The sequence below is a fragment of the Streptomyces sp. 71268 genome (assembly GCF_029392895.1).
In the GTDB taxonomy this organism is placed as follows: Bacteria; Actinomycetota; Actinomycetes; order Streptomycetales; family Streptomycetaceae; genus Streptomyces.
This window is the reverse complement of sequence record NZ_CP114200.1, coordinates 7,166,270-7,186,894: the sequence shown is the minus strand read 5'-3', so window position 1 is coordinate 7,186,894 and position 20,625 is coordinate 7,166,270. Positions and strand designations below refer to the sequence as shown.

Genomic DNA, 20,625 nt, shown 5'->3' with positions numbered 1-20,625 from the left:
GTGACCATGCGCGTCCTCGTGGTGCACAACCGCTACGCGTCGGCGCAGCCGAGCGGCGAGAACAGGGTCGTCGACCAGGAGGTGGGGCTGCTGCGCGCGGCCGGCCACCGGGTCGAGCTGTTCGAGCGGCGCAGCGACGACATCGCCGACCGCTCGCTGCTCGGCAAGGCCACCATCCCGCTCCTGGTGCCGTGGAACCCGGCCATACGCGCGGAGTTGGCGGCCCACCTACGCGCCACGCGCCCCGACGTGGTGCACGTGCACAACGTCTTCCCGCTGCTGTCGCCCGCGGTCCTCGCCGCCTGCGCCGACGCGGGCGTGCCCGCCGTCGCGACGCTGCACAACTACACCCAGGTCTGCCCGCCCGGCACGCTGCGGCGGGAGGGCCGGCTGTGCACCGACTGCGTCGGCACCACGGCGGCGCTGCCGGCCGTCCGGCACGGCTGCTACCGGAACTCCCGGCTGGCGACGGTGCCGCTGGCGGTGAGCCTGGCGGTCAACCGGCGGCGCTGGTGGTCGGGCGTGCGGCGGTTCCTGTGCATCTCGGCGGCGCAGCGCGAGGTCCTGGTGCGGTCCGGCATGCCGCCCGAGCGGCTGGCGGTCAAGCACAACTTCGTCCCCGACCCCACCGCCCGCCGGGAGGGCGCCGGCGAGCACCTGCTCTTTCTGGGCCGGCTCGCCGAGGCCAAGGGGGTGCGGCTGCTCATGGCCGCGTGGGACGAGGTCGCGGCGGGCGGCGGGGTCGGCGTGCCACTGGTGCTCGCCGGCACCGGGCCGCTGGAGGCGGAGGTGAGCGCGTGGGCCGAGGGCCGGGACGACGTGCGCTACGTCGGCCTGTACGACCAGGACCAGTGCCAGCGGGCCATCGCCCGGTCGGTCGCCGTGCTGGCCCCCTCGCTGTCCCTGGAGACGTTCGGCCTGGTGGTGGTGGAGGCGATGGCGGCCGGTGTGCCGCCGATCGCCGCCGGCCACGGCGCCTTCGTCGAACTCGTCGAGGACGGGGTGACCGGGCTGCTGCACGAGCCGGGCGACGCCGCGTCGCTCGCGGCCTGCGTGCGCCGGATCACGGCCGATCCGGCCCGTAACCAGGAGCTGGGCCGGGCGGCCCGGCTCCGCTACGAACAGGGCTTCAGCCCGGCCGTCGGGCTGCGGCGCCTGGAGGAGGAGTACCGCTCCGCGATCGCGGAGTGGTCCGGCGGCGGGGTCGGCCCGCCGCCGGTGGCGAACGACAGCACTGGCTCGCGGCGGGAGCGCCCGCGCGAGCAGGGATGGGGGCAGTAGATGACACGATGCCGACTCTGCGGCTCGGCGGCGCTGGCCAGCGTCGTCGACCTGGGGGCGACCCCGCCGTGCGAGAGCTTTCTCGCCGCGGACCAACTGGACCGGATGGAGCCCACGTACCCGCTGCACCTGCGGGTGTGCGCCGACTGCTGGCTGGCGCAGCTCCCGCCGTTGATCACTCCGGAGGAGACGTTCAGCGAGTACGCGTACTTCTCCTCGTACTCGACCTCCTGGGTGGAGCACGCGCGCGCCTTCGTCGCCGACGCCACCGGGCGGCTGGCGCTCGGGCCCGACTCCTTCGTGGTGGAGGTCGCGAGCAACGACGGGTACCTGCTGCGGCACGTGGTGGAGCGGGGCGTGCGCTGCCTGGGCATCGAACCGTCGGTGAACGTCGGGGCCGCGGCGCGGGAGGCGGGCGTGCCCACGCTCACCGCGTTCCTCGACCCGGCCACCGGCGCCCAGGTGCGCGCCGAACACGGCCCGGCCGACCTGGTGGTGGCCAACAACGTGTACGCCCACATCCCCGACGTGGTCGGCTTCACCCAGGGGCTGCGCGCCCTGGTCGCCGACGACGGCTGGGTCTCCGTCGAGGTGCAGCACCTGCTGACGCTGATCGAGGAGAACCAGTACGACACGATCTACCACGAGCACTTCCAGTACTACACGGTCGCCTCCGCGGCCCGCGCCCTGGCCAGCGGCGGACTCACGCTCGTGGACGTGGAGTTGCTGCCCACGCACGGCGGCTCCATCCGGTTGTGGGCCCGACCGGCCGAGGTGGCCGGCGAGCCCTCCCGGCGGGTGGTGGACGTGCTGGCCCGGGAGAAGGCCGCCGGGCTGCGGGAGCTGTCCGGGTACGCCGAGTTCTCCGCCCGCGTCGCCAAGGTCCGCCGGGACCTGCTGCGGTTCCTGATCGAGGCGGCCGAGCGCGGCCAGACGGTCGTCGGCTACGGCGCCCCCGGCAAGGGCAACACCCTGCTCAACCACTGCGGCATCCGGCCCGACCTGCTCGCGTACACGGTGGACCGCAACCCGTACAAGCACGGCAGGTTCACCCCGGGCACCCGGATCCCGATCCTGCCGCCCGAGCAACTGGCCGTCGACCGGCCCGACTACGTGCTCGTCCTGCCGTGGAACCTGCGGGCCGAGCTGGTCGAGCAACTGTCCTTCGTGCACGCCTGGGGCGGCCGCCTGGTCTTCCCCGTTCCGGAACTGAGCATTGTCGAGGTGGGGCCGTGAAGGTCGTTCTGTTCTGTGGCGGCTACGGGCTGCGGATGCGCAGCGGTGCCGCCGACGACGTGCCCAAGCCGATGGCGATGGTCGGTCCCCGGCCGCTGATCTGGCACGTCATGCGCTACTACGCGTACCACGGGCACACCGAGTTCGTCCTGTGTCTGGGGTACGGGGCCCACCACATCAAGGACTTCTTCCTCAACTACGAGGAGACCACCTCCAACGACTTCGTGCTGCGCGACGGGCGGACCGAGCTGCTGTCCACCGACATCGCCGACTGGACGATCACCTTCGTGCAGACCGGCATCGAGTCGCCGATCGGCGAGCGGCTGCGCCGGGTACGGCACCACCTGGACGGCGACGAGATGTTCCTCGCCAACTACGCCGACGTGCTCACCGACGCCCCGTTGCCCGCCATGATCGACGCCTTCGCGCGGCGGGACGCCGGGGCCTCGATGATGGTGGTGCCGCCGCAGTCCTCGTTCCACTGCGTGGACCTGGGCGAGGACGGCCTGGTCGGGGGCATCACGGCGGTCAGCGACATGCCGCTGTGGGAGAACGGCGGCTACTTCGTGCTCCGGCAGGAGATCTTCGACCACCTCCCCGAGGGCGGTGACCTGGTCGCCGACGGCTGCGCCCGACTGGCCAAGCAGGGCCGGTTGGTGGCCTACCAGCACCGGGGCTTCTGGAAGCCGACCGACACCGTGAAGGAGCGGGCCGCGCTGGACGCCGCCTACGCGCACGGCGACCGACCGTGGGCCGTGTGGGAGCGGGACGCGGCGCCGGCGAACTCGGGAGCGCGCGCGTGATCCGGCTCGGCGGCGGGCCCCTGGACCGGGTCGTCGCGGTGGGCGCGCACTGCGACGACATCGCCATCGGCGCCGGCGGCACCCTGCTGACACTGTGCCGGGCGCGCCCCGGCCTGCGGGTCGACGCGCTGGTGCTCAGCGGCGGTGGCAGCGAGCGCGAGCGGGAGGAGCAGGCGGCGCTTGCCGCCTGCTGCCCCGGCGCCGACCTGCGGCTGACCGTGGACAAGCTGCCGGACGGCCGGCTCCCGGCCCACTGGGAGCAGGCCAAGGCCGCGGTCGAGGAGCTGCGCGAGCGCACCGAACCCGACCTGGTCCTCGCGCCGCGCACCGCCGACGCCCACCAGGACCACCGGGGCCTGGCGAAGCTGATGACCACCGCCTTCCGCGACCACCTGGTGCTCGGCTACGAGATCGTCAAGTGGGACGGTGACCTGGGCCCGATGACGGCCTACCAGCCGCTGACGCCGGAGGTCGCCGAGGACAAGGCGCGGCTGCTCCAGGAGCACTACCCCTCGCAGCGGCACCGGCCCTGGTACGACCGGGAGGCGTTCCTGGGCCTGGCCCGTATCCGCGGCATCGAATGCCACGCCCGCTACGCCGAGGCGTTCGCCGTCACCAAACTCACTCTCGACCTGGGGGAATGAACGTGCGCGTACTGCTGACCGGACACCAGGGCTACCTGGGCACCGTCATGGCCCCGGTGCTCACCGCCGCCGGACACGACGTCGTCGGCCTCGACGCCGGCCTGTTCGCCGACTGCGTGCTCGGCCCGGCCCCCGTGGACCCGCCGGGGTACCGCGTCGACCTGCGGGACGTCACGGCCGACCACCTGGTCGGCGTGGACGCCGTGATCCACCTAGCCGCGCTCTCCAACGACCCGCTGGGCGCGCTCGCGCCCGACCTCACCTACGACATCAACCACCACGCGTCCGTGCGCCTGGCCAGGCTGGCCCGCGACGCCGGGGTGCGGCGCTTCCTGTACGCCTCCACCTGCTCGGTCTACGGCGCCGCCGGCGGCGACGACCTGGTGGGCGAGGACGCCCCGCTGCGCCCGGTGACGCCGTACGCGGAGTCCAAGGTGCGGGTGGAGGACGACCTGCACGCGCTGGCCGACGACGACTTCAGCCCCGTCTTCCTGCGCAACGCCACCGCCTTCGGCCACTCCCCCCGACTGCGCGCCGACATCGTGCTGAACAACCTGGTGGGTCACGCGCTGCTGTCCGGCGAGGTGTTGGTGCTCTCCGACGGCACGCCCTGGCGACCGCTGGTGCACGCCGCCGACATCGCCCGGGCCTTCGCGGCGGCGCTGACCGCCCCGCGCGAGGCGGTGCACGACCGGGCGTTCAACATCGGCAGCGAGCCGAACAACGTCACGGTCGCCGAGATCGCCGCGCAGGTCGCCGAGGCGGTGGCCGGCTCGCGCGTGGTGATCACCGGCGAGACGGGCGCCGACCCGCGCTCCTACCGGGTGGACTTCTCCCGGTTCCGCGCCGCGATACCCGGCTTCGACTGCGAGTGGTCGGTCAAGCGCGGCGCGCTCGAACTCGCCGACGCCTACCGGACCCACGGGCTGACCCGGGAGTCCTTCGAGCGGCGCTTCACCCGGCTCGCCGTGCTGCGCGCGGCGTCCGAGGCCGGCGCCGTGGACGGAAGTCTGCGGTGGCGGTCATGAGCGAGCTGGGCAAGGAGATGTACGCGCTGGTGGAGCGGCTGTACCCGCTCTGCCGCAGCATCACGGGGGACGGCGTGCGCGCCACCTTGGACATCGTCGGCGAGTACCTGCCGCTCACGGTGCACGAGGTGCCGACCGGGACGCCGGTGCTCGACTGGACGGTGCCACGGGAGTGGAACATCCGGGACGCCTACGTCGCCGACGCCGCCGGCAACCGGGTCGTCGACTTCGCCGCCTCCAACCTGCACGTGCTCGGCTACAGCGTCCCGGTCGCGACCACCATGCCGCTGGCCGAGCTCCGCGCCCACCTGCACACCCTGCCCGACCAGCCGACCCTGGTGCCGTACCGCACCAGCTACTACGCGCCGACGTGGGGTTTCTGCCTGGCCCAGGAGGTCCTGGACGCGCTGCCGGAGGGCGATTACGAGGTGCGCGTCGACTCCACGCTCGCCGACGGCCACCTCACCTACGCCGAGCACGTGGTCCCCGGGCAGGTCCCCGACGAGGTGATCGTCTCCTGCCATGTCTGCCACCCGTCGCTGGCCAACGACAACCTGGCCGGCATCGCGGTGGCGACGTTCCTGGCCCGGGCGCTCGCGGAGCAAAACCCCTACCACACCTACCGGTTCGTCTACGCGCCCGGCACCATCGGGGCGATCACCTGGTTGGCGCGCAACGCGGAGCGGATCGACCGGGTCAAGCACGGGCTCGTGCTGGCCTGCGCCGGCGACCCGGGCTCGCTGACGTACAAGCGGAGCAGGCGCGGCGACGCGGGGATCGACCGGGCGATGGAGCACGTCCTGTCCGCCTCCGAACGACCGCACCAGGTCCGGGAGTTCACCCCGTACGGCTACGACGAGCGGCAGTACTGCTCCCCCGGGTTCGACCTCGGCGTGGGCTCGCTCACCCGGACCCCGTACGCGGGCTACCCCGAGTACCACACCTCGGCGGACGACCTCGACCTCGTCTCCCCGGACGCGATGGCGGACACGCTCGCCGTCTGCCGCGAGGCGTTCGCCGTGCTCGACCGCGACCGGCGCTACCGCAACCTCAGCCCCTACGGCGAGCCGCAGTTGGGCCGGCGCGGGCTGTACGACGCGCTGGGTGGCAGAAGCGACACCAAGCAGGCGCAGATGGCCATGCTCTGGGTGCTGAACCTCTCCGACGGCGAACACGGCCTGCTGGACGTCGCTGAGCGGGCGGGGCTGCCGTTCGACACCGTCGCCGCCGCGGCCGACGCCCTGCGGGACGCCGGGCTGATCACGACGTGACACCGATGACGACCGAGGGCGAGGGCACCACGGCCCCGAAGGCCCCGCCGGACCAGGCCGGGCGGACCGCCAAGCGGGCCATGTTCGGCCGCCTGTCCTGGGGCCTGGCCGACCAGGCGGCCTCCAGCATGTCCAACTTCGTGGTGGGCGTGTACGTGGCCCGCTCGCTCGGACTGACCGCCTTCGGCGCCTTCAGCCTGGCCTGGGTGACCTACGGCGTGGTGCTCAGCGTCTCCCGGGGCCTGGCCACCGACCCGCTCGTGGTGCGCTTCAGCGGCGTGCCGGTGGCCTCCTGGCGCGTGGCGGTGGCCCGTTCGGCGGGCACCGCGCTCGGCGTCGGCACGGCCGTCGGCGCGGTGTGCGTGGTCCTCGGGCTGGCGTTGGGCGGCCGGGTGGGGTTCGCGTTCGCCGGTCTGGGCGTCGTGCTGCCGGGGCTGCTGTTGCAGGACGCCTGGCGGTTCTCGTTCTTCGCCGCGGGCGACGGCCGCAAGGCGTTCGTGAACGACGTCGTGTGGGGCGTGGCCCTCGTGCCGGCCATGGTGATCGCGGCCCGCGTGGGCAGCGTGACCGCCTACGTGCTCGCCTGGGGCGCCTCCGCCGCGGTGGCCGCGGCGTACGGCTGCTACCAGTCCGGCATCAGGCCCCGGGTGACCGGGGCCCGCGAGTGGCTGCGCGACCACCGCGACCTCGGCTACCGGTACCTGGCCGAGAACGTCGGCGTCAGCGGCTCCAGCCAACTGCGGGCGTACGGGCTCGGCGCGATCGTCGGCGTCGGCGCGGTGGGGGTGATCCGGGGCGCCGAGCTGCTGCTCGGCCCGTTCCTCGCCGTGCTGATGGGGCTCTCGCTGGTCACCGTCGCGGAGGCGGCCCGGGTGCTGCGGCGGGCCCCGGAGCGCCTGGGCAGGTTCTGCCTCGCGCTGGGCGGCGGGCAGGCGCTCGCCGCGCTGCTGTGGGGCGCGGCGCTGCTCCTCGTGCCCGACCGGCCCGGCGAACTGGTGCTCGGCGACGTCTGGGACTCCGCGTCGGCGATCATCCTGCCGGTCACCCTGGGCGTCGCGGGCGCCGGCCTCGGCACCGGCGCGGCGGCCGGGCTGCGCGCGCTCGCCGCCGCCCGGCGCAGCCTGCGCTGCCAACTGTTCGCCTCCGCCTGCTACGTCGCCGGCGGGCTCGGGGGCGCGGCCGTGGCCGGCACGGCCGGCTCGGCCTGGGGCGTCGCCGCCGCCGCCGCGTGCGGTTCCGCCGCGTGGTGGCTGCAGTTGCGCTCCGCCCTGCGCGAGCGCCACCAGAACACCCTTCGTGAAGTGAGGACGTCATGACTGTCTCTGGCCGCACTCCCCGGCTGAGCATCGGCCTGCCCGTGTACAACGGCGAGGAGTACCTCGCGGAGTCGCTGGACGCCCTGCTCGGCCAGACCTACGAGGACTTCGAACTGGTCATCACCGACAACGCGTCGACCGACGGGACGCGCGACATCTGCCGCGCGTACGCCGCCCGGGACTCCCGCGTGCGGTACATCCGGCTGCCCCGCAACATCGGCGCCGCGCCGAACCACAACCACGTGTTCACCCAGTGCCGCGGCGAGCTGTTCAAGTGGGCGTCGCACGACGACCTGTACGCCCGTGACCTGCTGCGGCGCTGTGTGGAGGCGCTGGACGAGCGGCCGGAGGTGATCCTCGCCCACGCCGACCAGGCGGTCATCGACGGCGACGGCAAGGTGAAGGTCCCGTACGCCTACACGCTCGACACCGCCTCGCCGCGCGCGCCCGAGCGCTTCCGCAGCATGCTCTTCGAGCCCGGCGGCGACGACTTCTACGGGGTGATCCGGGCCGACGTGCTGCGCCGGGTCAAGCCGCACGACAGCTACCACCACGCGGACCGCACGTTCGTCGCCGAGATCGGCCTGCACGGGCCGTTCCACCAGGTGCCGGAGCTGCTGTACTTCCGCCGCGACCATCCCACGCGCGCCGAGCGGGCGAACCCCTCCAAGCGTTCTCGGTGCGTCAACCTGGACCCGCGCCGGGCGGGGCCGCTGCACCCGACGCCCCGGCTGCTCGCCGAGTACGTCGGTGGCTTCGTCTCGGCGATCCGACGGGCGCCGCTGTCCTCGGCCGACCGGCGCGCGTGCTACGGCCACCTGGCCGCGTGGATGGCCAGCCGGGCCCGGCCGGGCGCGGGCGAGCGGGTCGAGGACCGCGCGCCCGTGGACCCGGCCAAGCTCACGGTCTCCGTGGACGCGCTCGTCGCCGGCCGCGACGGGAGCCGGGCATGACGCCCGCGAGGCGAACTCCGCTCCGCGTCGGGGTGTTCGGCCTGCTCGGCTCCGGGAACATCGGCAACGACGGCTCGCTCGAAGCGGTGCTCGGGTACCTCGCCGCCGAGCACCCGGGCGCGGTCGTGGACGCGATGTGCGGCGGAGCCGAGGACGTCGCGCTCCGCTACCGGATTCCGGCCACGCGGCTGAACTGGTACCGCGGGGAGTACCGGACCGCGTCCCGCGCGGGCGCCGTCGCCGCCAAGGGCGTGGGCAAGCTCGTCGACGTCGCCCGCACCGCCGCCTGGGTGCGCCGGCACGACGTGGTCATCGTGCCGGGCACGGGCGTCCTGGAGACCACGCTGCCGCTGCGGCCGTGGGGCCTCCCGTACTCGCTGTTCCTGCTCTGCGCGGCCGGCCGGCTGTTCGGCACCCGGGTCGCGTTGGTCAGCGTCGGCGCCGGCCGGATCGGCAACCGGCCGACCCGGGCCCTGGTGCGCTGGTCGGCGCGGCTGGCCGGCTACCGGTCGTACCGGGACGCCATGTCCCGCGACGCGATGCGGGACATGGGCGTGGACACCGCGCGCGACGGCGTCTACGAGGACCTCGTGTTCGCCCTGCCGACACCGACGGCGGGCCCCGCCCCGGGGACACCGGGCACGGTCTGCGTCGGCGTCATGGCCTTCCACGGCAGCAACGACGACCGCGCCAGGGCCGAGCAGATCCACCGGCGCTACCTCGACGGGACGACCGCGTTCGTGCGCGCCCTGGTCGCGGACGGCAGGCCGGTCCGGCTGCTCACCGGCGACGAGGTCGACCGGCCGGTGGTCGCGGCGATCCTCGACGCGGTGGACTCACCGCTGGTCACCTCGGCCGAGACGGCCTCGCTGGCCGACCTGATGAAGGAGATGGCGGTCGCCGACGCCGTGGTGGCGACCCGCTACCACAACCTGATCTGCTCGCTGAAGGTCGGCAAGCCGACCCTCGCGCTCAGCTACTCGGGCAAGAGCGACGCGCTCATGGCCCGGATGGGCCTCGGCACCTACTGCCACCCCGCCCGCGAGGTCGACGCCGACCGGCTGCTCGCACAGTTCCGGGCCCTTGAGCGGCGGTCGGCCGAGCTACGGCGGACCCTCGCCGAGCGGAACGTGGCCGCCACCCGGCGCGTCGAGCACCAGTTCGCCGCCCTGACCGAGTCCCTGTTCCCGGCGTCCGACCACGCCCCTGCCACGCGGGAGACCCCATGAAAGCGACCCAGGTCCCGGAGATCGCCGGCGCCTACCTCTTCGAACCGACGCCGCACGCCGACGAACGCGGCTTCTTCTGCCGCACCTTCGACGCCGACGTGGTCCGCTCGGTGGGCCTGGACCCGAACGCGTTCGTCCAGGACAGCCTGTCGCGCTCGGTCCGGGGCGTGCTGCGCGGCCTGCACCTGCGCTCGGGCGCCGGCGAGGCGAAGCTGGTGCGCTGCTCGTACGGGAGGATCTTCGACGTCGTCGTGGACCTGCGGCCGGACTCGCCCACCTACCTGGGCCGGGGCCTGTTCGAACTGTCCGACGCCACCCAGACCACCCTGTACGTGCCGGCGGGCTGCGCGCACGGCTTCCAGGCGCTGACCGACATCGCCGACGTCTCGTACCGGATCGACCGCCCGCACGACCCCGCCGAGGACGTGACGATCGCCTTCGACGACCCGCGGCTCGCCATCCCCTGGCCGCTGCCCGTCACGTCGGTGTCCGCGCGGGACCGGCGGGCGCCGAGCCTGGCCGACGCCCTGACCCACGAGGAGGGTTGAGGCACCGTGGCACCTCCAGCCGAGGAGTTCCCGCTGCCCAGGTCGCGTGCGGCCAACGAGCGGCTGCACGCCCTGGTTCCCGGTGGCGCGCACACCTACGCCAAGGGCGACGACCAGTACCCCGCGGACCTGGCCCCGGTCATCAGCCACGGTCGCGGCGCCCACGTGTGGGACGTCGACGGGAACCGCTACGTCGAGTACGGCTCGGGGCTGCGGTCGGTCAGCCTCGGCCACGCCCACCCGCGCGTGGTCGAGGCGGTGCGGCGGGAACTGGACCGGGGCAGCAACTTCGTCCGCCCGTCCATCGTGGAGGTGGAGGCCGCCGAGCGCTTCCTGGCCACGGTGGGGACCGCCGAGATGGTGAAGTTCGCGAAGAACGGCTCGGACGCCACCACCGCCGCCGTGCGCCTGGCCCGTGCCGTCACCGGGCGTCCGCTGGTGGCCGTCTGCGAGACCCACCCGTTCTTCTCGGTCGACGACTGGTTCATCGGCACCACGCCGATGAACGCCGGCGTGCCGGCCGCGACCACCGAACTCACCGTGCGGTTCCCGTACGCGGACCTGGCGGCCACCGAGGAGATGCTCGCCCGCCACCAGGGGCAGGTCGCCTGCCTGATCCTCGAACCCGCCGGCCAGGCCGACTACCTCGCCGGGTTGCGCGCGCTGGCCGACCGGTACGGCTGCGTCCTGGTCTTCGACGAGATGATCACCGGCTTCCGCTGGTCCGAGGCGGGCGCCCAGGGCCTGTACGGCGTCGTGCCCGACCTGTCCACCTTCGGCAAGGCGCTGGGCAACGGGTTCGCCGTCGCCGCGCTGGCCGGGCGCCGCGAACTCATGGAACGCGGCGGGCTGCGCCACCCCGACGAGCGGGTGTTCCTGCTGTCCACCACGCACGGCGCGGAGACGCACGCGCTGGCGGCAGCGATGGCCGTGCTCACCACCTACGTCGAGGAGGGCGTCACCGCGCGCCTGCACGCCATCGGCGAGCGGTTGGCCGCCGGCGTCCGGGACGCGGCGGCCGGCGCGGGCGTCGGCGACCACGTGGCCGTCCGGGGCCGGGCCAGCAACCTGGTCTTCGCCACCCTCGACGCGGACCTGCGGCCCTCGCAGGAGTACCGCACCCTGTTCCTGCGCCAACTCATCGCGGGCGGGGTGCTGGCCCCGTCGTTCGTGGTGAGCAGCGCGCTCAGCGACGCCGACATCGACCACACCGTGGACGTGGTGGCCCAGGCGTGCGCGGTGTACCGGAAGGCGCTGGACGCCGGCGACCCCACGCCCTGGCTGGCCGGGCGGCCGGTGAAACCGGTCTTCCGCCGGTTGGCGTAGGGCGTCCTCAGTCGCGCGCTCGCCGGGCGGCGTCGGCCGCCCGGTCGACCAGCCACGCCGTCGCCGGCACCACCGCGAGCGCCGTGCACCAGCCGCCGAGCACGTCGGTCGGGTAGTGCGCGCCCAGCGCGATCTGCGCCCACCCCATCGCGGCGCCGGCGACCAGCGTCAGGGTGAGGGCGAGGAGGGTGCCGGCCCTCGCGCCGAGCCGGAGCCGGCCGGCCACGAGTAGCGCCACCACGAGGGCGAAGGCGGCACAGAAGGCGGTGTGACCGCTCGGGTAGGACAGGTTGTCACCGTGGATGGTGCGCCCCACCAGCGGCTTCAGCAGCCGCGTCGTCACCACGGCCAGCCCGACGCCGACCACGACGAGCGCCGCCGCGCGCGGCCACCGCAGCAGCAGGCAGCCCGCCACGGCGAGGCCGACCAGCGTGGCCGCCCCGGCGGGCTCCCCCCAGAAGTCCACGGCCAGCGCGACGGACCGCCACCGGGGCCGCACGTCCTCCGCCGCCACCGAGAACCGCGCGTCCACCCGGCCCGGCCCGCCGTCGCCCGCGTACCAGAGGCCGACCACGACGACCACCAGCGCGGCGACGGCCGCGACCAGCCCGCACCGCGCGCGCAGCGGTGCGGGCAGCACCGCGGGCACCGGGCGGCCGACGCGTTCAGGATCATCCAACGTTCGCACGCTGCCAGCCTTTCAGTCGCCGACCCCGCGCGCCGACCCCCGCGCCGCACGCGCGACGGCACCGGCCCGCCGGGATGACGCTCCCCGACGGGCCGGTGCGCTGGTGACCGGGGTGTTACCGGGTGTGGGGCGAGCGGGTGTTACCGGGTGCGATAGGCGTCGTAGATGGACTGGCTCACCGTGTTGCCCTGCTTGTCGCTGGCGTTCGCCCGGAAGGAGACGGTCTTGCCCGCGCCCGGGTTCTTCACGGTCACCTTGCCGCCGCTGACGGCCAGCTTCTTCCAGTGCGCGCCCTTGTCGTAACTGACGTACACGGCAAGCGACTTCAGGTTCTTACCGGCCGCCGAGCCCTGCACCGTGACCGGGACCTTGACCGTCGCCCCCGCCTTGGCGGTGCTGTCGACGGCCAGAGCGGGGGTGAAGCGCACCACCGAGGTCGGCAGCTTCACATGGCTGGTGGTCTTCTTCGAGGAGAAGGTCCAGTCACCGGTGACCTTGGTGGAGACGTTGGCGACCCCACTGCGGCTGACCGAGGTGCTGAGCTTGTAGCGGGCCGCTCCGGCCGGCACCGTGAACACCTCGGCGCCGGTCAGCGGGTCCGTGTTGCTGCCGACCTTCTTGCCGTCACGGTAGAGGGTGGTCCGCGCCTTGTCGGTCACCGTGTAACCGGTGTTGTTCCCGCCGTCGGCGAAGAGCGGGAGGGCGCCGTACAGGTCGTTGCCCTCGCGGAAGACGCCCTCGTTCGCGCTCACCTTGGGGCCGAACACCCCGATGTTGAACTGCTGGCTGTAGGACTTGCCCGGAGCCAGCCGACGCTCGTCGGTGTTGTAGGTGGCCTCGTAGTCGTCCTTGGCGCTGTACTGGTCGAAGGACACCAGCCACCGCGGGCCCTTGCCGTTGACGTAGAGGGTCGCGGTGTGCGGCAGCTTGGTGGGGATGCTGACCGCCCAGCTGCCCGCGCCGTCGAAGACGGGGAAGGTGAGCAGGGCGCCGGTCTTCTTCGGGGCCGGGGAGCCCAGCCTGGCGGTGATCTTGGCGAGATCGGCGGGCTTGGCGTGCCGGACGAATCCGGTCGGCGCCTTGGTGACGGAGCCGCCGTAGGCCACGTGGTACGTGGGGCCGTTCTCTCCCCGCTGGAAGCTGCTGGTGAACTGCTGGGTCAGCTCACCGGCCGGAACGGCCGGGCCGAGGTGCGCGGTCCTGAACTTCGCGAAGGAGTCCAGCAGATAGCCGTAGCCGTAGGACGCCTCCCCGGTGAGCCCGACCTCCGCGTAGGCGAGCCGCGAGGTGGCGTCCCGGTCCGGAACGGTCACGTCGACGGGCTTGGTGGTGCGTGCGTCGAGGGTCACCGTGGTGGTCTTGTCGACGACCAGCTTGGGTTGGTTGATCCAGTCGATGCTCTCGTCACTGCCGTTGACAGCGCCGCTCAGCAGGTAACGCCCCTTGGGGAGTCGGACCTTGCCGTCCTTGCTCGTGTCATCGACAAGGTAGTCCCGGCCAGCGCCGAGGCCGCTGATCCCGTTCAGCGCGCTGCTGAAGGTCTGCGCGGGCTTGCCGTCCCGACCGACGTGCTTGAGGGTCACCTCGTACGACTCGACCTCGCGCTCCACCGCGGCGGCGGTGCGCACGGTCTGCCCGCCGCCCGTCGCGGTCACCCGCGCGCTGTACGCGCCGTCGACGGTGCCACCCAGCCGGGTGTCCACGGTGACGGAGGTGGTCGCCGTACCGCCGGCGGGAACGGTGAGCCGCTTGTCCTTGGCGGTGAAGAAGCCGGCGGGAGCGGGCCTGCCGTCGGGGCCCGTACCGGTCAGCGCCACGTCCACGGTGACCGGCTTGTCACCCAGGTTGCGGTAGGTCAGCGTCCTGCTCTGCGGCTTGTCGTCGGCGTGCGGCCACTGCTGGGTGCCGAAGGAGAGCGAGGCCGGCTCGGCGATGACCGTCTGCGTGATGGCCTTGCGCAGGTCGATGCGGCCGGTGCCCTGCTCGAAGGCGGTGTACGCGCCGGGGGTCGTGGAACCGGTCAGCGCGGCCTTGATCCGCTCACCGCTCCAGTCCGGGTGCTGCTGGGCCAGGATCGCGCCGGCACCCGCGGCGTGCGGGGCGGACATGGAGGTGCCCGAGATCGCCACGTAGCCGTCGGCGACCGGGGTACCTCCCTCGGCGATCTGGCTGCCGGGCGCCGCCGCGGCGCCGATGTCCACGCCGGGCGCGGTCACGTCGGGCTTGATGGCACCGTCCCCCACCCGGGGACCCCTGCTGGAGAAGCCGGCCAGCTTGTCCTTCTTGTCGACGGCGCCCACGGTCAGCGCGGCGTCCGCGCTGCCAGGCGAGCCGACGGTGCCGGGGCCGAACTCGCCCTCGTTGCCCGCCGAGATGGCGAAGAGGATGCCGTGCTCGGCCGCCAGCTTGTTGACGGCGGCTTCCAACGGGTCGAGCTCGGGCGTGTCGGTCGCGCCCAGGCTGAGGTTGACCACGTCGGCCTTCTGGGCCGCCGCCCACTCAAGTCCCGCGATGATGCCCGAGTCCTCACCGGACCCCTCGTCGTTCAGGACCTTGCCGTCGAGGATCTTCGCGCCGGAGGCGACGCCTCGGTACTTCCCGCCGGACTTCGCGCCGGTACCCGCCGCGATGGAGGCCACGTGCGTGCCATGGCCCACCCGGTCCTTGGTGTCGACGGCGTCGGTGAAGTTCTTCTCGGCGACCTGCTGCCCGACCAGGTCCGGGTGCGTCTGGTCGACACCGGTGTCCAGGACGGCGATCTTGACGCCCTTGCCGTCGTAACCGGCCTTCCACGCCTCGGGCGCGCCGATCTGCGACACGCTCTTGTCGAGGCTGGCCTCGCGGATGCCGTCCAGCCACACCGTGGCCACCCCGGGGGCGGCGGTGCGGTGCGAGGCGCCCCGCGACGCGTCGGTCAGCGCCTCCCAGGCGGCCGTGGCGTGCTCGGGCGAGGCCGTCACCGCGTCGGCGCCCAGCACCGGGAGCGAACGCCGCACCTTCGTCCCCTCGGCGGCCCGGAGCTTCGCCTTGGCGGCGGGCCGCTCGCCCTGGTAGGCGACGATGAGCCGCACTCCCTCGCGCTGGCTGGCCACGTACTCCGGCCGGCTCAGCGTCGTCACGTCGAACAGCCGCTTGTCCACCGTGCCCCGGGCGATCAGGCGCCGGGCGTCGAGCGGGATCGCGTACGCGTGCCCGTCCCGCCGCTCCACCTGTACGGGGATGTGCTCGCGCCCCTCGGCCGGCCGGATGGCGACCGGGTTGCCCTTGGTATCGACCGCGACCCGGTCACCGGTGACGAGGGTGACCCAGGTGCGGGCGCCGTCGGCCCCGCGCTGGCCCTTCGCCCGCTCGCCGTCCGCCGTGACGGCGGAACCTTCCCGCGCCACAGCGGTCGGGGTGGTCAACCCCGCCGCGAGCGCGGTGGCGGCCACGACGGCCACTCCGGCGCCCCACACAGCTCTTCTTCCTGTACGCAACTTTCCCCCCAATGAGGACAGCTCACGAGAAGGGCCCCACAGGCCCCTCACATCAGTGCGTGCACAGGCGAGTATGTGCCGGATCGCGGCACCCACCCGCGAGTGTGGCGGAAAAGCCAAGTACTCCTGAAACAAAAGGACTTGAAAGCGTTGGTAGGCATCTGGTGTGTTGCCGCCGTGTGGCGTTGTGGGGGGTCGGATTCCGGTACGGCCAGGTCAGGGACGGTATGGCGGACGGTAGGTCCCCGCTTGTTCGCGGGGGCGCCCTCGCCGCCCGCCGGCGACCCCCGCGCGGCTCGGCGGGCGGAAATCAGTTGTGCGCCGACCCGCGCGGCGGTTTCCATGGGCGTGGCATGGGGCACCGGCACGGCGTCGGGCCCTGCGAAGAGGTGGTGTTGTATGCCCAGGGCGTCGCGGAACGGATCTCGCGTACGAGGACGGTCCGCACCGGTGACTGCTGGACCCGGCCGACGCGTTCGGCCCGGTCGAGGCTGACCGGCTCCACACGGACTCCCCTACGCGAGCGGCGTACCCCGCGGCGGCCGACCCGGCCGCTGACTGGACCGCGTTCGCGACGTGCCGCACCTCGGCGCGCGCGACACGCTCCGCACGTGACGCACACTCCCAGGAGTCCCCTCGCATGACCCGACCCAGCAAGCGGGAGCGCGCCGCACACGGCCGCTCCCGGAACGCCACCTCGTTCCGCTGTCTGCACTGCGGCCTCGACATCTCCATGAGCGCCGTGGGCACCAGCCATCGCAACCACTGCCCGCACTGCCTGTGGAGCCGACACCTCGACACCACTCCGGGCGACCGGGCCGCCGACTGCGGTGCCCGGATGGAGCCGCTGGCCATCACCGTGCGCGGTGACGGCGAGTGGGTGATCATCCATCGGTGCACCGGCTGCGGCGTACTGCACGCCAACCGCACGGCGGGCGACGACAACGCCCTGCCGCTGACCCGGCTCGCCGTACGCCCGCTGGCCCAGCCACCGTTCCCCTTCGAGCGGCTGGCCGGCCTGTGAGCCGCTGACCGTGCGACGGGCCCGGCGACCCCGACCAGGGGCCGCCGGGCCCCTTTGCATCGCGGTCGGCCGCCCCGCCGCCGTACGGGAGGGCGGGAGCGACCCACGGGGAACGTTCAGCGGGGGGAGGTCTCCATCTCGAATCCGTGGCGCTCACCGTCGGCGAGGAACGAGGCGAGCGCGTCGCCCTGTTCGGCCACGGCGGTACGGTCGGCGCGCGAGAGGGCGCGCAGCGGGGTGACCGTGACCGTGCCGTCCCGGACGCTCCACGTGGCGGCGACCCGGCCGTCCACCAGGACGAAGCGGGCGCCGGTGACGGACAGGCCGCGGTGGGCGTCGTCGATGATCCGGCCACGGTCGTGGTAACCGAGGACGGCGTTGTCGAAGGCGGGCAGGAACCGCACCGGCGCGGGCGTCCCGGGGTCGGGGCGTGGCGCGTCGGGGAGGTCGAGCAGTTCCCGGCCGCGCTCGTCGCGGAAGGTGGCCAACTCGGCACGCAGGGCCGCGAGGGCGGTCGGCAGCCCGGCCAGGCCGCACCAGGCGCGCACGTCGGCGGAGGCGGCGGGCCCGAAGGCGGCCAGGTAGCGCCGCACCAGCGCCTGGCCGACCGGGTCCGAGCCGGTGTGGGGCAGCGGGTCCACCTCGCGGCCGAGCCAGGACGCGAGCGGCGCGTTGCGCACCCCCGCCCGGACGCGCCACAGTCCGCGCGGCGGCAGCTGCGCCACCGGGACGAGCGCGGCGATGACCACCTCGCCGAGCGCCCGTGGGCCCGGCTCGGGCCACCGTTCGGCCAGCGCCCGGCCGAGGTCGGCCATCGAACGGGGCTCGCCGGCGGTCAACAGGGCACGGCCCGCCGCCGCGAGTTCGTCGAGGTCCACTCCGGCGAGTTCGCGGCGGTAGGCCCCGACGGACCGTTGCCGGAGCATGGCGTCGTGGCGCGCCCGCCAGGCCAGCGCGTCGTCCGCGGTGACCAGGTGCACGGTGCGGCGCATGAGGTGGGTGCGTACCACGCGTCGCTCGGTCAGCAGGTTCGAGAGCGCGTGCGGGTCGAACGCGCGCAGCCGGGACCACAGCCCGACGAACGGTTCCTGCGGCTCCTGGGCCTGGAGGCCGCCCAGGTGCCCGACGGCGTCGATGACCGGCAGCTCGGCGTGGTCGAGGAGCAACTGCCGGGCGAGCGTGGCGCGGTTGAGCGCCCGGGTGTCCAGCACGGTCATCGGGGCCCCGCCACCGCCCGTACGTCACCGCTGCTCCCGGTCGCCACCGGGCACCGCACGGCAACCGTGCGCGTGGCGCGGCCGCCGGCCCGGCCGCCTGCCGGGCAAAAGCGGGGCGAGGTGGCCGAGCCACCGGGTTCTTCCTGGCTGTTCTCGTCGTGATGCACGGCCTAACGATGGCAGGCCATGAGGACAGGGTGTGTCCGCCTTGGTCGCCCGCTCGCGGGAGGTGCGGCGGGCCTAAGAGGGCCGTGGCGTGCGGAGCCCGCCGCTCGTACGGGGGCGACCGTGGCCCCGCCTGCCGGGCTCCCCCGGGTCGCGCGCTGCCCGTACGCGCGATCCGGGAGGTGGCTACGCGTCGATGCGCGACCGGTCCAGCGTCGCCGCCGATCCGGAGATGAACTCCCTGCGCGGCGCCACGTCGTTGCCCATCAGCAGGTCGAACACGCGCTCCGCGGCGTCCAGGTCGACGAGGTTGATCCGGCGCAGGGTGCGGCGGCGCGGGTCCATCGTGGTCGCCGCCAGTTGGTCGGCGTCCATCTCGCCGAGCCCCTTGTAGCGCTGGACGGAGTCCTCGTACCGGATGCCCCGGCGGCGCAACTCCGCGAGCGTGTCGCGCAGTTCGCGGTCGGAGTAGGTGTAGACGTACCGGTCACGTCCCTTCCGGGGCCGGGTGATCTCGACGCGGTGCAGCGGCGGGACGGCGGCGAAGACCCGGCCGGCCTCGACCAGCGGCCGCATGCAGCGGTGGAACAGCGTGAGCAGCAGGCAGCGGATATGGGAGCCGTCCACGTCGGCGTCGGTCATCATGATGATCTTGCCGTAACGGGCCCGGGCCAGGTCGAAGGTGCGGCCCGAGCCCGCGCCGACGACCTGGATGATCGCGCCGCACTCGGCGTTGCGCAGCATGCCGGCCATCGACGAGCGGCGCACGTTCAGGATCTTGCCCCGGATCGGCAGCAGCGCCTGGAACTCGGAGTCGCGGGCGAGTTTGGCCGTACCCAGCGCGGAGTCGCCCTCGACGATGAAGAGTTCGCCGCGGTCGGCGTCGCCGCCGCGGCAGTCGGCGAGCTTGGCCGGCAGCGCGGAGGACTGGAGGGCGGTCTTTCGGCGCTGCACCTCCCTGTGCTGGCGGGCCGCGACGCGCGTGCGGGCGGCGGCGACGACCTTGTCCAGCACGGCGCGGGCCTGGGCCGAGGTGTCGCGCCTGGTGGAGGCGAGGAAGGCCGCCAACTCCCGCGCGACCACCTGGTGTACGACGCGGCGGGCGGCCGGCGTGCCGAGCACCTCCTTGGTCTGGCCCTCGAACTGCGGCTCGGCCAGCCGCACGGTCACCACGGCGGTCAGGCCCTCAAGGACGTCCTCCCTGACCACGTCGCCCTCGGCGACGCGCAGCAGCTTCCTGGCGCGCAGCGCCTCGTTCACCGTCCTGGTGACGGCCTGCTCGAAGCCGGCGACGTGGGTGCCGCCCTTGGGCGTGGCGATGACGTTGACGAAGGACCGCACGGTCGTGTCGTGGCCGGCGCCCCAACGCAGGGCCACGTCCACGCCGAGTTCGCGGCTGACCTGGGCGGGCGTCGAGCGGCCGTGCTCGTCCAGGACCGGGACACTCTCCTCGAAGGTGCCTCGACCGGCGAGGCGGAGCACGTCGCACAGGGGCCTGTCGTCGGTGAGGTACGCGCAGAACTCGCCGATCCCACCGTCGAAGTTGAAGGATTCCTCGCCCGTGCTCCCGCCCGGCCCGAGCCCGTACGCGTCCCGGACGACGAGGGTCAGGCCCGGCACCAGGAAGGCGGTCTGGCGGGCGCGTTCGCGCAGCGAGTCCAGGCAGAGCCGGGCGTCGGGCGGGAAGATCTGGCGGTCGGCCCAGTAGCGCACCCGGGTGCCCGTACGCGACGCGGGAATCCGGGCCGTTCGACGCAGGCCCGGGGCGGGTGTGAAGGGGGCGTCGGGTCCCGGCCCCGCGTACCTGCCGGGGGTGCCGCGGTGGAAGCTCATGGCGTGGGTGTGGCCGTGCCGGTCGATCTTGATGTCGAGCCGCGCGGAGAGGGCGTTGACCACGCAGGCGCCGACGCCGTGCAGGCCGCCGGAGGCCGCGTAGGCGCCACCGCCGAACTTCCCGCCGGCGTGCAGCTTGGTGTAGGCGATCTCGACGCCGGACAGGCCGGTGCGGGGTTCGACGTCGACGGGGATGCCGCGGCCGTTGTCGGCGACCTCGACCGAGCCGTCCTCGTGCAGGGTGACCTCGACGCGGTCGCAGGCGCCGGCCAGGGCCTCGTCCACGGCGTTGTCGATGATCTCCCACAGGCAGTGCGCCAGGCCCCGGCCGTCACTGGAGCCGACGTACATGCCGGGGCGTTTGCGCACGGCGTCGAGCCCCTCCAGGACCATGAGGTGCCGTGCGGTGTAGTCGGAGCCGCCCCGTGGCGGGTTGACCGTGGGGGCGGCGGTGACCGTGGGTGGAGTGTTGGCTGGGGGTGGAGTGCTGGCTGGGGGCGGGGTATTGGCCGTAAATGGGGTGCTGGCCGTAAATGAGGTGCTGGCCGTGGGTGGGGCGGGGGACGCGCGCACGCGAATGCTCTCCT

General features: G+C 73.6%; 16 protein-coding genes. 12 read left to right on the top strand and 4 right to left on the bottom strand.

The annotated features are described in order from the left end of the window. Nucleotides 1-6: 6 nt before the first annotated feature. From OYE22_RS28775 to OYE22_RS28725, 11 genes are read left to right on the top strand one after another with little or no spacing between them, the layout of a single operon-like run. Nucleotides 7-1,281 carry a glycosyltransferase gene (locus tag OYE22_RS28775; RefSeq protein ID WP_277323111.1) on the top strand — a complete coding sequence of 425 codons (1,275 nt, stop codon included), beginning with the start codon at nt 7-9 and terminating at the stop codon, nt 1,279-1,281. Continuing rightward, the gene (locus OYE22_RS28770) at nt 1,282-2,517 is read left to right on the top strand and encodes a class I SAM-dependent methyltransferase (RefSeq protein WP_277323110.1); all 1,236 of its coding nucleotides are present in this window, start codon (nt 1,282-1,284) and stop codon (nt 2,515-2,517) included. Continuing rightward, nucleotides 2,514-3,320 carry a glucose-1-phosphate cytidylyltransferase gene (locus OYE22_RS28765; protein WP_277323109.1) on the top strand — a complete coding sequence of 269 codons (807 nt, stop codon included), beginning with the start codon at nt 2,514-2,516 and terminating at the stop codon, nt 3,318-3,320. The genes OYE22_RS28770 and OYE22_RS28765 overlap by 4 nt, the downstream gene beginning before the upstream one ends. Further along, nucleotides 3,317-3,964, top strand: coding sequence for a PIG-L deacetylase family protein (locus OYE22_RS28760; RefSeq protein ID WP_277323108.1), 648 nt, complete (start codon nt 3,317-3,319; stop codon nt 3,962-3,964). Before OYE22_RS28765 ends, OYE22_RS28760 begins: the two co-directional genes overlap by 4 nt. Before the next feature lie 2 nt (nt 3,965-3,966). Then, nucleotides 3,967-4,992 carry an SDR family oxidoreductase gene (locus OYE22_RS28755; protein WP_277324370.1) on the top strand — a complete coding sequence of 342 codons (1,026 nt, stop codon included), beginning with the start codon at nt 3,967-3,969 and terminating at the stop codon, nt 4,990-4,992. Beyond that, nucleotides 4,980-6,263 carry a DUF4910 domain-containing protein gene (locus OYE22_RS28750; RefSeq protein ID WP_277323107.1) on the top strand — a complete coding sequence of 428 codons (1,284 nt, stop codon included), beginning with the start codon at nt 4,980-4,982 and terminating at the stop codon, nt 6,261-6,263. The genes OYE22_RS28755 and OYE22_RS28750 overlap by 13 nt, the downstream gene beginning before the upstream one ends. A 5-nt stretch (nt 6,264-6,268) precedes the next feature. After that, on the top strand, nt 6,269-7,579 hold the full coding sequence (locus tag OYE22_RS28745; RefSeq protein ID WP_277323106.1) for a hypothetical protein: 1,311 nt from the start codon (nt 6,269-6,271) through the stop codon (nt 7,577-7,579). Continuing rightward, entirely contained in the window at nt 7,576-8,532 is a 957-nt protein-coding gene (locus tag OYE22_RS28740) for a glycosyltransferase family 2 protein (RefSeq protein ID WP_277323105.1), read from the top strand. Before OYE22_RS28745 ends, OYE22_RS28740 begins: the two co-directional genes overlap by 4 nt. Then, nucleotides 8,529-9,761: a polysaccharide pyruvyl transferase family protein gene (locus OYE22_RS28735; RefSeq protein ID WP_277323104.1), complete on the top strand. Its 1,233-nt coding sequence runs from the start codon at nt 8,529-8,531 to the stop codon at nt 9,759-9,761. Before OYE22_RS28740 ends, OYE22_RS28735 begins: the two co-directional genes overlap by 4 nt. Further along, nucleotides 9,758-10,309: a dTDP-4-dehydrorhamnose 3,5-epimerase gene (gene rfbC, locus OYE22_RS28730; protein ID WP_277323103.1), complete on the top strand. Its 552-nt coding sequence runs from the start codon at nt 9,758-9,760 to the stop codon at nt 10,307-10,309. Before OYE22_RS28735 ends, rfbC begins: the two co-directional genes overlap by 4 nt. Before the next feature lie 6 nt (nt 10,310-10,315). After that, on the top strand, nt 10,316-11,635 hold the full coding sequence (locus tag OYE22_RS28725) for a glutamate-1-semialdehyde 2,1-aminomutase (RefSeq protein ID WP_277323102.1): 1,320 nt from the start codon (nt 10,316-10,318) through the stop codon (nt 11,633-11,635). Between the two features lie 7 nt (nt 11,636-11,642). Here OYE22_RS28725 and OYE22_RS28720 read toward each other — a convergent pair whose 3' ends face one another. Continuing rightward, nucleotides 11,643-12,314 (bottom strand): phosphatase PAP2 family protein, encoded by a 672-nt coding sequence (locus OYE22_RS28720; protein ID WP_277323101.1) that lies wholly within the window; start codon nt 12,312-12,314, stop codon nt 11,643-11,645. 149 nt (nt 12,315-12,463) lie between these two features. Further along, nucleotides 12,464-15,778 carry a S8 family peptidase gene (locus tag OYE22_RS28715; protein ID WP_277323100.1) on the bottom strand — a complete coding sequence of 1,105 codons (3,315 nt, stop codon included), beginning with the start codon at nt 15,776-15,778 and terminating at the stop codon, nt 12,464-12,466. A gap of 661 nt (nt 15,779-16,439) precedes the next feature. Here OYE22_RS28715 and OYE22_RS28710 point away from each other — a divergent pair. Continuing rightward, complete coding sequence (locus OYE22_RS28710; protein ID WP_176160771.1) at nt 16,440-16,823, top strand: RNHCP domain-containing protein; 384 nt, start codon at nt 16,440-16,442, stop codon at nt 16,821-16,823. A gap of 116 nt (nt 16,824-16,939) precedes the next feature. On the opposite strand, the gene OYE22_RS28705 is transcribed toward OYE22_RS28710, so the two are convergent. Continuing rightward, a complete protein-coding gene (locus OYE22_RS28705) occupies nt 16,940-18,040 on the bottom strand; it encodes a winged helix DNA-binding domain-containing protein (protein ID WP_277323099.1) in 1,101 nt (366 codons plus the stop codon). Between the two features lie 351 nt (nt 18,041-18,391). Next, on the bottom strand, nt 18,392-20,611 hold the full coding sequence (locus OYE22_RS28700; RefSeq protein WP_277323098.1) for a DNA topoisomerase IV subunit B: 2,220 nt from the start codon (nt 20,609-20,611) through the stop codon (nt 18,392-18,394). Between the last annotated feature and the right edge of the window lie 14 nt (nt 20,612-20,625).